Origin of the sequence: Sphingopyxis sp. KK2 (assembly GCF_001990265.1) — a bacterium.
In the GTDB taxonomy this organism is placed as follows: Bacteria; Pseudomonadota; Alphaproteobacteria; order Sphingomonadales; family Sphingomonadaceae; genus Sphingopyxis.
The window spans coordinates 1-11,830 of record NZ_LYVN01000125.1 but is presented as its reverse complement, the minus strand read 5'-3'; the positions used below and the strand labels follow the sequence as shown (position 1 = coordinate 11,830).

Here is an 11,830-nt window from a genome sequence, read left to right as displayed (position 1 = left end):
CCCCAGAGCCGTCCGGCGCCCGCCCCGCGACCACGGATCGAGCCGCCGAGCAACGTGCGCGAGAATTGATCGCTAGCCGGCGGCGCCCGTCGCCGCCGGCTTGTCCCCCGCCCCCTTCGACACCACCGTCGCGGCGACGAGGTCGCCGACGACGTTGAGCGTCGTGCGGCACATGTCGAGGAAACGGTCGACGCCGAGGATCAGTCCGATCCCCTCGGCCGGCACCCCGATCGACGCGAGGATCAGCGCGATCACCGGCAGCGACCCGGCGGGTACCCCGGCGGTGCCGATGCCGCCGAGGATGCAGATCAGCATCACGAACAGCTGCTGCGTCAGCGTGAGGTCGATCCCGAAGAATTGCGCGAGGAAGATCACCGTCACCCCCTCGAACATCGCGGTGCCATTCTGGTTCGCGGTCGCGCCGATCGTCAGCACGAAGCGCGATATCCGGTCGGGCAGGCGCAGCCGTTCCGACGCGACGCGCAGCGAGGTCGGCAGCGTCGCGTTCGACGAGGCGGTGGCAAAGGCCATCATCGACGCTTCCTGCGTCTCGCGGAAAAAGGCGATCGGCGATTTGCCGGCGAGCGTCTTGAGCAGCACCGGGAAGACGACGAACATCTGCAGCGCGAGCGCGAGCAGCACGACCCCGACGAAGGCCGACAGGCGGACGATCAGGTCCCAGCCGAACTGCGCCGCGAGGTTGAACATGAAACAGAAGATCGCGATCGGCGCGATCTGGATGACGAGCCCGATCAGCTTCATCACCACCTCGAACACCCCCTCGACCGCAGTCTTGAGCGCCTCGGTGCGCGGGGTCTGGACGAGGATCAGCCCGATGCCGAAGAAGAGCGCGAAGAACATCACGGCGAGCACGTCGTTGGCGCCCATCGCGGCGAACAGATTGTCGGGGACGATCGCGACCACCGCGTCCATCCCGGTCTTGGCTTCACCCGCACGGTCGGCGATCGCCCTTGCTCCCTCGGCGCCTTCGGCCATCAGCGAGCGTGCGAGCGCGGGATCGACCCCGGCGCCGGGCTGGAGCAGGTTGACGACGAGCAGGCTGATCGCGACCGAGATCGCCGATACCACGACGGTATAGACGAGCGTCCGGACCCCGACCGATTTCAGCGCCCGCATCTCGCCCATTTCGGCGACCCCGACGATCAGCGCCGAGACGAGCAACGGGATCACCAGCATGAACAGCAGGCGCAGGAAAATCTGCCCGAGCGGCCCGGTCACATAGGCGATGACCGCCTCGACCCAGGCGGCGTCGCGCGCGCCATAATGGACCGCGAGCCCGGCGAGCAGCCCGGCGACGAAGCCGATGAGCATCCGCCATTGCAGCCGCCGCGCGCGCGCTTCGTCGCGCTCCGCAGCCGATACCGCGTCCACCTGTGCCATGATCCGGCTCCCTTGCGCCCCGCGCAGGGCGGCCGGACGTCAGGCGTCAGACGTCGGCCGCGGGTTTGCGTGTTCCATCCCCACCATCATCACGAAGATCGAGGCCTTGGGTTCCATGGTGCGGCGTATGGCTCGGCGCGTGCGGGCGTTCGGCGGTCGCCGATTCGGGCACTTCGAGCATGCCTTCCCATTTGGTGATGACGCTGGTCGCGACCGCATTGCCGACGACGTTGGTGGCGGTGCGCCCCATGTCGAGGAACTGGTCGATCGCGAGGATGATCGCCACGCCCTCGACCGGCAGGCCGAACTGCGCCAGCGTGCCGGTGATGACGACCAGGCTGGCGCGCGGCACCGCCGCAATGCCTTTCGAGCTGACCATCAACGTAAGCAGGATCAGCACCTGCGTGCTGATCGACAAGTCCATGCCATAGGCCTGCGCGATGAAGATCGTCGCAAAGCTCATATACATCATCGAACCGTCGAGGTTGAAGCTGTAGCCCAGCGGCAGCATGAAGCCCGAGATGCGGCGCGGCACGCCGAAGCGGTCGAGCTGTTCGAACATCTTGGGCAGCGCGGCTTCCGACGAGGCGGTCGAGAAGGCGATTAGCAAGGGCTCGCGGATGTAACGGATGAGCATCCAGATGCGCTGGCGCAGGAACACCCAGCCCGCCGTCAGCAGAATGATCCAGAGCAGCACCAGCGAGGCATAAAATTCGACCAGCAGCTCGAAATAGGTCGCGAGGATGCCCAGCCCGCTCTTCGCGACGACATTGGCGATCGCCCCGAACACCGCGAAGGGCGCGAAACGCATCACATAGCCGGTGATCTGGAGCATCATTTCGGCGAGCGCATCGGCGCCGCGTACCAGCGGCGCGCCCTTTTCGCCGATCGCCGACAGCGCGACGCCGCAGAAAACGGAAAAGACGAGGATCTGGAGGATATTGTTCGTCGCCAGCGCCTCGAGCGCATTCTTGGGGAAGATCGACAGCGTGAATTCCCAGGCGTCGAGCTTCTTGACCTCGCCCACCAGCTTCGCGGCCTCGGCGGCGTCGGGGATCGGCGCGCCGACGCCGGGGGTGAAGAGGTTGACCATCAACAGGCCGAGCGCGATCGACACGAAGCTGGCAGTGATGAACCAGATGATCGCGCGCGTGCCGATGCGGCCGAGCGCCGAACTGTCGCCCATATGCGCAATGCCGACGACGATGGTCGACAGCACGAGCGGCGCGACGAGCAGCTTGATCAGGTTGAGGAAGATGTCGGAGAGCAGCTTGAACGTCTTCGACAGATGCCCGAACCACAAATGATCGGACGGCAATCCGACGTGGACGGCGTAGCCGACGATGACGCCGAGTAGCATGCCGGCGAGAATATACCAGGTCAGTTTACGGTCCATGCGGCCGTCCCCCTTTGAAATCTTGTCTGTTCGCACTCGCGATCGCGGCGCGATGATGCCCCCTTTGAGCGGGCGCGGCGCGCAGCGTCAAGGGCGCCGGATCAGGGCGTCCAAAAGGCGAGCGCCGCGCAGCCCGCGACCCCGGTCAGGATGTTGAGCGGCACGCCGATACGCACGAAATCCATGAAGCGGTAATCGCCCGCCGCGTAGACGAGCGTATTCGTCTGATAGCCGACCGGGGTTGCGAAACAGGCCGACGCCCCGAGCATCAGCGCGATCAGCAGCGGCTGCGGCGCGACGCCGGTCGCCTCCGCAATCCCGATGACAAGCGGTCCCATCAACGCCGCAACGGCGTTGTTGCTCAGCAGTTCGGAGAGCAGCAGCGCCGAGAAATAGACGATCGCGATCACCGCCCATTGCGGCGCATCGGTCAGGATCGGTTCGAGCGCGCCGACCATCAGCGCGACCGACCCCGCCTGTTCGAGCGCGGCGCCGACCGCGAGCATGGCGAAGATCAGGATCAGCACGTCACCATCGATGCTGCCCCACGCCTCCGACGCGTCGATGCAGCGGGTGAGCAGCACGATACCGACCCCGATGAACGCAGCGATGCCGATCGACATGACGCCGGTCGCCGACAACAGCACTGCGCTTGCCATCACCAGCATCGCGATCCACGCGCGCCGTCGCCGGAATGCGGTTGCCGACGCCATGGCGAGGCCGATCAGATTGGGATTGTCGCGCAATTGCGCGATATTCGCCTCGTCGGCATCGACGAGCAGCCGGTCGGCGGCACGGATGCGATTCTCGGACAGCGTCGGGCCGGGCAAATGGCGAAAGCGCGCCACGCCGAGGATACGGACGCGCTGGCGCTGCAGAAACGGGATTTCGGCGAGCGGCCGGTCGATCGAGCGGTGGCTGGGCGATACGGTCACCTCGACCACCGTCGATTCGGTATCGCTGCCGTCGCCGATCCCGATCGCGAAGCGCCCTTCGCTCCGCAGCGTCATCAACGTCGCGCCGTCGAGCCGCGCGACGATCCGGTTGCCCGCCGCGAGCCGGTGGTTCTGCGCATCGCGGCCGGTAATCAGCCGGCCACCGGCGATCACCCCAACGATCTGGCCCGGCGAGATGCCGAGACTGGCCGCCTCGAGCGCCATGTCGACCGCCGGGTCTTCCTCGGCAAGGCCGAGTTCGGTCAGATAGAGCTGCTCGGCGCCGTCGGCCTTTTCGGCGATGCGCGGATAGTCCGACGGCAGGAAGCGCGCCATGACGAGCAGGCCGATGACGCCCGCCGCCGCGACCGCGAGGCCATAGGGGGTGATGCTGAACAGCCCGAAGGGTGCAAGCCCCGCCTGTTCGGCGATCCCCGCAACGACGAGATTGGTCGAGGTGCCGATCAGGGTCAGGCAGCCGCCGAGCACCGCGATCACCGACAGCGGCATCAGCAATTTCTTGGGCGACACGCCCAGCGCCTCGGCTAGGCGAAAACAGACGGGCATCATCACGACGACGAAGGGCGTGCTGTTGATGAAGCCCGAGACGAGCAACCCGCCGCCGAACACCTCAACCACCGCAAGGCGCGGGTGCCGCTTGGCGCGGTCGACGACATAATTGCCGACCTTGTCGATCACCCCGGTGCGGATCAGCGCGCCCGACAGGATGAACATCGCCCCGACGGTGAGCGGCGCGCTGTTCGAAAAGACGCCATAGGCGCCCTTTTCATCGAGCAGGCCGAGCGCGAGCATGGTGCCAGCGCCCACGACGGCGACGACCGAGGGCGAAAAACGCTCCCACACGAAGGCCGCGAACATGCCCGCAAGGACCAGCAGGCCGATCGCCGCCTTATATTCCGCAATAGTACCCGCGATAAAGTCCACCCGGTCGTCAGCCGTTCTGCGCGCGGTGGAGCAATTTATGGTCGGCGAGGACGAGCGCCATCATGGCCTCGACAACGGGCGCACCGCGGATGCCGACGCACGGATCGTGGCGACCCTTGGTGACGATGTCGGCGGCCTCGCCCGCCTTGTTGATCGTCGGCACCGGGGTCAGGATCGAACTGGTGGGCTTGAACGCGACGCGCACCACGACCGGCTGGCCGGTCGAAATGCCGCCCGCGATCCCGCCGGCATTGTTCGACAGGAAATCGGGCCGGTTGCTGCCGTCGCTCGCGGGGCGCATCGGGTCGGCATTTTCCTCGCCGCGCAACCGCGCCGCCTGAAAACCCGCGCCGATCTCGACGCCCTTCACGGCATTGATCCCCATCATCGCGGCGGCAAGGTCGCTATCGAGCTTGGCATAGATCGGGGCGCCCCAGCCGGCAGGGACACCGCTCGCAGCGCATTCGATCACCGCGCCGAGCGACGATCCCGCCTTGCGCGCACCGTCCATCAGCCCTTCCCAGCGCTGCGCCGCGGCGGGATCGGGACAGAAAAAGGGATTGCGATCAATTTCTTCGAGGTCGAAGTTCGCGGGGTCGATCGCATCGCCGCCGATCTCGGCGACCCAGGCGTGGATCTGCACCTCGGGGATGATCAGCCGCGCGACGCCGCCCGCGGCGACGCGCGCTGCGGTTTCGCGCGCGCTCGACCGGCCGCCGCCGCGATAGTCGCGGATGCCGTATTTCGCGTCATAGGCATAATCGGCGTGGCCCGGGCGATAGGCCTGCGCGATCTCGCCATAATCCTTCGAACGCTGGTCGACATTGTCGATCATCAGGCTGATCGGCGTGCCGGTCGTCTTGCCCTCGAACACCCCCGACAGGATGCGTACCTGGTCGGGTTCCTGCCGCTGCGTGGTGTGGCGCGACTGGCCGGGGCGGCGCTTGTCGAGATAGGGCTGGATATCGCCTTCGCTCAGCGACAGCCTCGGCGGGCACCCGTCGACGACCGCGCCGAGCGCGGGGCCATGGCTTTCCCCCCAGGTCGTGAAGCGAAGAACGCGTCCGAAGCTGTTGAAACTCATAGTCCCTACCCCAATCGGCCGAATGCGGGCGCATAGTCGGCGCGGCCGCCTTGCGGCCAAGCGGCGTCCGAGTCCAGCATCATCGCCATGAAATGCGGCCCGGCGAAAGGCGAAGCGAAACGCGCGGCGAGACCCGGCGAATAGCCGAAGCGCGGATAATAGCCCTCATGGCCGAGCACGAAGCTCATTGCGGCGCGCTGCACGCGAAGATCGGCGAGCCCGGCGCGGATCAGCGCGTCGCCGATCGCCTGCCCTTGCAGTTCGGGTATGACCGACACCGGCGCCAACCCGGCCGCGGCCATGGCATGACCGTCGGCTTCGACATCCATCCGGCTGAACAGCACATGCCCGACGATGGCGCCATCTTTCTCGGCGACGAGCGACACCATGACGTCACCATCGGCATCGAGCATCCGCACGAGGTCGGCCTCGCCCTGATGACCGAAGGCGGTCGCGGTGAAGGCCGCGCGGATCACCCGGTCGATAGCCTCGCCATCCCCCACGCGCGCGGGCCGGATGGCGACGCCGTCAGGCAAGCGCGATGTCCGGCGCGTCTTCCTGTTTCATGCCGATGGTGTGGTATCCCGCGTCGACATGGTGCGTTTCGCCGGTGACGCCCGACGACAGGTCGCTGAGCAGGTACAGCGCCGAGCCGCCGACGTCGTCGATGGTGACGTTGCGGCGCAGCGGGGCGTTGAACTCGTTCCATTTCAGGATCAGGCGGAAATCGCCGATCCCGCTCGCGGCGAGCGTCTTGATCGGGCCGGCGGAGATCGCGTTCACACGCACCCCCTGCGGGCCATAGTCGTTGGCGAGATATTTGACGCTGGTTTCGAGTGCCGATTTGGCGACGCCCATGACGTTGTAATGCGGGATCACCTTTTCGGCGCCATAATAGCTGAGCGTCAGCAGCGAGCCGCCGCCCTTGCCGGTTTCGGGATCGATCGCGGGCATCATCTTCGACGCGCGCTGCGCCACTGCGGTGAAGCTGTAGACGCTGATGTTCATCGTCATCAGGAAGTCTTCGAGGCCGACGTCGGCATAATGGCCTCGCAGCGCTTCCTTGTTGGTATAGCCGATCGCATGGACGACGAAGTCGATCGTTGGCCAGCGCGCGGCGAGCGTCGCGAAGGCCGCGTCGAGGTTCGCCATGTCAGACACGTCGCAGTCGATCAGGAAATCGCAGCCAAGCTCATCGGCGAGCGGCTTGACGCGTTTGAGCATCACATCGCCCTGATAGCTGATCGCGAGCTCCGCCCCGGCGCCGTGCAGCGCCTTGGCGATGCCCCAGGCGAGCGATTTGTCGTTGGCGAGCCCCATAATCAGCCCACGTTTGCCAGTCATCAGACCCGTCATTTTTTGTCTCCGGTCTTTTCAATAATCACGTCATCGACGCGCCCAATAGCGTCGTGGCCCAAATCCTCAACCTCGACGAGCGCGGCGTTGAGTTCGGCACCCATCACCATACCCAATCCGACGAGGTAGAAAAAGAAGAGCGCGACCATGACGCCCGCGAGGCTGCCATAGGTGGCATCATAGCTGAGCAGGCTGGCGAGCAACGGCGGCAGCGCCAGCGTGACCCCGATCCACCACAGGGTGGTGAACAGCGCGCCCGGCCATTTGGGGAATTGCCGGCGACGATATTTCGACGGGGTCAGGCTGTAAAAGAGCATGTAGATCGCCACGAACAGGCCGAAACCCGACACCCCGCGCGACAGCAACACGATGCCGAAGGACTGGAATCGCTCGGGCAGGAAGCGCGTCACGAATTCCTCGACCCCGACGATCAGCACCTGCATGCTGAACGACAGCAGCATCAGCACCACCGCGCCGGTGATGATGCCGATCGACAGCAGCCGATAGTGAAAGAAACCCTTCGAAAAATGGGTGCCATAGGCGCGGCGCAGAATGTCGCGCACGGTTTCGATCAGGCTGCCCACGGTCCACAGCGCGACGAGCGCGCCGAGCCACAGGAAAATGCCCGTGCGCGCGGACATTACCTCGCGGATCGGGCCCGACAGCGCCTTGGCCACCGTTGGTGGCATCGTCGAGAAGACCGCCTCGATCGCCGCCTCGCCGCCCGAACTGCCGCCGAAGATCGACAGCGCCGCCGCGAGCAGGATGAAGAAGGGGAAGAGCGCGATCAGCGCCAGATAGGCAAGGTTGCCCGCGTGGATGAAGCCGTCGGTGTAGGTGCCGACGACGACGCGGCGCAAGATCTTGAAAGCGCGGGTGCCGGGGCCGAGCGTCTCGCGTCCGCGATGGATCAGCCCCTCGGCGCGGGCGCGCAGCTTGACGCGCTTGGCGCGTTCGGCGCGCGCCTCGGGCGAATGCGGCGAGTGGCCCTCGGCGGCGAATTGCTGGGTGACTTCTTCGGCAACCGCGCGCTCGATCGCGGCGACCGCCGCCTTGTCACCCGGCTCAGCCACGCATCACACGCCCAGATCGGCGCGGACCGCGCGCGTGTCGGTCCATTCGCCGACGAATTCGGTCAGTGCCGCGTCGCCGGCGGGGAGGTCGACGACGAGCCGCACCAACTGGTCGCCGCGCTCGCCATTCTTCTGGCTGAAACCGCGTCCTTTGAGGCGCATCACCTTGCCCGAGGTCGACCCGGCGGGGATCGACAGCATCACCGGACCGTCGACCGTCGGCACCTTGATCTTGGCGCCCGCGACCGCCTCGTTCAGCGTCACCGGCAGGTCGAGGCGGATGTTCGCGCCTTCGCGGACATAGAAGGGATGGTCCTTGACGCTGATCGTCACGATGCCGTCGCCATGACCACCGGGCCCGGGTTGCCCCTTGCCGGCAAGGCGCATTTGCGTGCCCGTCTCGACCCCGGCAGGCAGTTTCAAGTCGATCGTGCCGCCGTCGGCGAGCGTGATCCGCTGCGGCGCCTGCGTCGCGGCGTCGAGGAAGGATACGGCGAGGCGATAGGACACATTGGCGCCCTTCTGCGGCGGCGCGCTGCGCCCGCCGAACCCGCCGAAAGGACCGCCGCCGCCGCCACCGCCGCGTCCGCCGAACAATTCGTCGAAGATGCCGCCGAAGTCGCTGCTTTCGTTGCCGAAGCCGCTGAACCCGCCCGGGCCGCTGCGCTGATCGCCGCGGAAGCCGCCCGGGCCATAGCCGAACGGCATCGCCGGATTGCCCTCGCCGTCGATCTCGCCGCGGTCGAACTGGCCGCGCTTGGTCTTGTCCGACAGGATGTCATAGGCCTTGGTGACGTCGGAAAATTTCTCCGACGCCTTCGGATTGTCCTTGTTCTTGTCGGGGTGCAATTCCTTGGCGAGCTTGCGGTACGCGGATTTGATCTCCGCTTCGCTCGCGCTCTTCGCGACGCCAAGGGTGGAATAGGGATCTGCCATTTTGCTCCTGTAGCCCGATAAGATGCTGGCCGGAAAGGCCGATATGCGCATCGATGTGGGAACGGCGCAAAAGCTGGTCAAGTTCCACCCTCGACCACCACGCGGCCGCGCATTAGAAGCATCAGCATGACGGACACCCCCTTTCCCCTGTTCGACGCATGGTTCGCCGAAGCGCGCGCCAGCGAACCCAATGATGCCAATGCGATGGCGCTCGCGACGACGACCGCCGACGGCCACCCGTCGCTGCGCATGGTGCTGCTGAAAGGACATGGCCCCGACGGCTTCATCTTCTATACCAATCTCGACAGCCGCAAGGGCGGCGAACTTGCGGAAAACCCGCATGTCGCGCTGCTCTTCCACTGGAAGTCGCTGCGCCGCCAGATCCGTATCGAGGGGCCGGCGGCGCCGGTCGATGGCGCCACCGCAGACGCCTATTTCGCGACGCGCAGCCGCGACAGCCAGCTTGGCGCCTGGGCCAGCGACCAGTCGCGGCCACTGGACAGCCGCGAAACCTTCGAGGCGCGCTTCGCCGAGATGCAGGCACGCTTCGCGGGACAGGATGTGCCGCGCCCGCCGCGCTGGTCGGGGTGGCGCGTCGCGCCCGAACGCATCGAGTTCTGGCAGGACCGCGAACATCGGCTGCACGAACGCACCTCGTTCGTCCGCGCCGGCGATAGCTGGTCGAAAGGATTTCTCTACCCATGAGCTGGCGCCGTTTTCCGATCACGCAGGTCGATGCCTTTGCCGACCGTCCCTTCGCGGGCAACCCTGCCGCGGTGATGCCGCTCGACGAATGGCTGTCGGACGCGGTACTGCAGGCGATCGCCGCCGAGAACAACCTCGCCGAAACCGCTTTCCTGGTCCCCGACGAGAGCGGCGACGCCGATTATGAGCTGCGCTGGTTCACGCCGGGCGTCGAGGTCGCGCTGTGCGGTCACGCGACGCTGGCGAGCGGGCATGTTCTGCTGACGGCGGCCCCTTGGCGCGACGACATGCGCTTTCGCACGCGGAAGGCGGGCATCCTCCGCGTCGCGCGCGACGGCGACGACGGCTATAAGATGGCGCTTCCCGCCTATCCGCCCGCACCCAAGGCGATGCCCGACATCGCCAAGGCGATGGGCGGCGCGCCGGTCGAGACCTTGTGGCACGACGGCGGCTATGCGCTGATCGTTTATGCCGACGCCGCGAGCGTGCGCGCGCTCGATCCCGACCTGCGCGCGCTCAAGGAAGGCGGCGATATCCTCTATATCGCGACCGCGCGCGGCGCCGGCGATCCGTCGGGGGCCGACGTCGTCAGTCGCTGCTTCGCGCCCGGCGCGGGGATCGACGAGGATCCGGTCACGGGGTCGGCGCATAGCGTGCTGACCCCCTATTGGGCCGGCGAGCTCCGCCGCGATCGTTTCGCTGCCTATCAGGCGAGCGAGCGCGGCGGCCATGTCGGCTGCCGCCTCGACGGTGCGATGGTCGAACTCAGCGGGACGTGCGTGACGACCTTGGTCGGCGAGTTCCTGCTATAAAAGCTCGGTCAGGTCGGCGAGGTGCCGGCGCAATTCGGGAAACTGGTCGTCGGTGGTGATGCCGAGCCGCACGATCGTCACCCGCTGCGACGGCGAGACGATGATATATTGCCCCTGATGCCCGATACAGGCGAACAGGTCGTTCGGGCCGCGGTCGGGCCATAGGGCCGCGTCGCTGCCTGCCGGGCGCGGACGGTTGAGCCAGATATGGCCACCATAGCCGCCATCGCGCGGCGATGGTTTCAGCATGAAGTTCATCCAGCTTTCGGGAAGCAGCCGCTGGCCGTTCACCACGCCATGGTTGCGCAGGAATTCGCCGAACTTGGCATAGTCGCGCGCGGTCGCGTGCATCACCGAGCCGCCGATCATCGTGCCCGCGGCGTCGAATTCGGGGGTCAGGCTGGTCATGCCGAGTGGTTCGGCGAGACGCCCCGCGATGAAGTCGCGCATCGCGTCGCGCCGTGCGTCGGGGCTTTTCGACGGGGTCAGCGTATCGGCGACGATATCGGCGAGGATGACGCTGGTCGCCGAGCTGTAATTGAATATCTCGTCGGGCTGCGCCGCCGCGGGCTTCGCCTCGGCAAAGGCCGCCATGTCGGGCGCGCCGGTGCCGAACAGCATCGTCACCGTATCGCCGTCCCACACGGGATCGCCATTTTCGACATGTTCGAGCCCCGACGACATGTGGAGCAGGTGCTTGAGCGTGATCGCCCCGCGCGGGTCGCCGCTGCGCTGCCACGCCGCGACCGGCGCCGGGCCGTCGAGCGACAATTGGCCATCGGCGACGAGGAAGCCGGTGAGCACCGCGGTGATGCTCTTCGCCATCGACCAGCTGATCAGCTTGCTGTCGGGGCCGAAACCCTCGCCATAGCGTTCGTAGATCGGCTGACCGTCGCGCAGCACATAGAGCGCGCGCGTCTCGCCGACCGCGTCGGCATCGTCGAACAGCGCGTCAGCCCTGGCCTTGATCGCGGGCGCCAGCGCGGGAAGCGGCGCTGCGGTCTCGACCGCCCCCTTCGACATCGGCACGCCGATCGCCGGGCCGGGCGCGGCGGGCGCGATCGTTGCGGAACCCGCGACATGGCTCAGCGACCAGACGCCCGCCAGCGCGAGCGCGGCACTTGCCAGCATGGCTTTTTTCGTGATCATGGGTTGGGTGACTAACACCGATCCGCCCACAGCCGCAA

At 66.6% G+C, this 11,830-nt stretch carries 11 protein-coding genes; 2 read left to right on the top strand and 9 right to left on the bottom strand.

The window, feature by feature from the left end:
- Nucleotides 1-72: 72 nt before the first annotated feature.
- The 8 genes from B1A78_RS17100 to B1A78_RS17065 all read right to left on the bottom strand — a co-directional run bounded on the left by B1A78_RS17100 (nucleotide 73) and on the right by B1A78_RS17065 (nucleotide 9,126).
- On the bottom strand, nucleotides 73-1,401 hold the full coding sequence (locus B1A78_RS17100) for a dicarboxylate/amino acid:cation symporter (protein ID WP_077148123.1): 1,329 nt from the start codon (nucleotides 1,399-1,401) through the stop codon (nucleotides 73-75).
- A gap of 46 nt (nucleotides 1,402-1,447) precedes the next feature.
- Nucleotides 1,448-2,797, bottom strand: coding sequence for a dicarboxylate/amino acid:cation symporter (locus B1A78_RS17095; protein ID WP_077148122.1), 1,350 nt, complete (start codon nucleotides 2,795-2,797; stop codon nucleotides 1,448-1,450).
- Nucleotides 2,798-2,898: 101 nt separating this feature from the next.
- Entirely contained in the window at nucleotides 2,899-4,677 is a 1,779-nt protein-coding gene (locus B1A78_RS17090; RefSeq protein WP_077148121.1) for an SLC13 family permease, read from the bottom strand.
- A 7-nt stretch (nucleotides 4,678-4,684) separates the two neighbouring features.
- A complete protein-coding gene (aroC, locus tag B1A78_RS17085) occupies nucleotides 4,685-5,761 on the bottom strand; it encodes a chorismate synthase (RefSeq protein ID WP_077148120.1) in 1,077 nt (358 codons plus the stop codon).
- A 5-nt stretch (nucleotides 5,762-5,766) separates the two neighbouring features.
- Nucleotides 5,767-6,297 (bottom strand): GNAT family N-acetyltransferase, encoded by a 531-nt coding sequence (locus B1A78_RS17080; RefSeq protein WP_077148119.1) that lies wholly within the window; start codon nucleotides 6,295-6,297, stop codon nucleotides 5,767-5,769.
- Nucleotides 6,290-7,117, bottom strand: coding sequence for an enoyl-ACP reductase FabI (gene fabI, locus B1A78_RS17075; protein ID WP_077148118.1), 828 nt, complete (start codon nucleotides 7,115-7,117; stop codon nucleotides 6,290-6,292). Before fabI ends, B1A78_RS17080 begins: the two co-directional genes overlap by 8 nt.
- Entirely contained in the window at nucleotides 7,114-8,190 is a 1,077-nt protein-coding gene (locus B1A78_RS17070) for a YihY/virulence factor BrkB family protein (RefSeq protein ID WP_077148117.1), read from the bottom strand. The genes fabI and B1A78_RS17070 overlap by 4 nt, the downstream gene beginning before the upstream one ends.
- 3 nt (nucleotides 8,191-8,193) lie before the next feature.
- Nucleotides 8,194-9,126, bottom strand: coding sequence for a DnaJ C-terminal domain-containing protein (locus B1A78_RS17065; protein ID WP_077148116.1), 933 nt, complete (start codon nucleotides 9,124-9,126; stop codon nucleotides 8,194-8,196).
- Nucleotides 9,127-9,252: 126 nt separating this feature from the next.
- Between B1A78_RS17065 and pdxH the strand changes: the two genes are divergently transcribed.
- Together pdxH and B1A78_RS17055 are read left to right on the top strand one after the other, a co-directional pair.
- The gene (gene pdxH, locus B1A78_RS17060) at nucleotides 9,253-9,831 is read left to right on the top strand and encodes a pyridoxamine 5'-phosphate oxidase (RefSeq protein ID WP_083734265.1); all 579 of its coding nucleotides are present in this window, start codon (nucleotides 9,253-9,255) and stop codon (nucleotides 9,829-9,831) included.
- A complete protein-coding gene (locus tag B1A78_RS17055; RefSeq protein WP_077148114.1) occupies nucleotides 9,828-10,643 on the top strand; it encodes a PhzF family phenazine biosynthesis protein in 816 nt (271 codons plus the stop codon). The genes pdxH and B1A78_RS17055 overlap by 4 nt, the downstream gene beginning before the upstream one ends.
- Here the strand turns inward: B1A78_RS17055 and B1A78_RS17050 are convergent.
- Nucleotides 10,638-11,792, bottom strand: coding sequence for a serine hydrolase (locus B1A78_RS17050; protein WP_077148113.1), 1,155 nt, complete (start codon nucleotides 11,790-11,792; stop codon nucleotides 10,638-10,640). The two genes, B1A78_RS17055 and B1A78_RS17050, sit on opposite strands and share 6 nt — an antisense overlap.
- Nucleotides 11,793-11,830 lie beyond the last annotated feature (38 nt).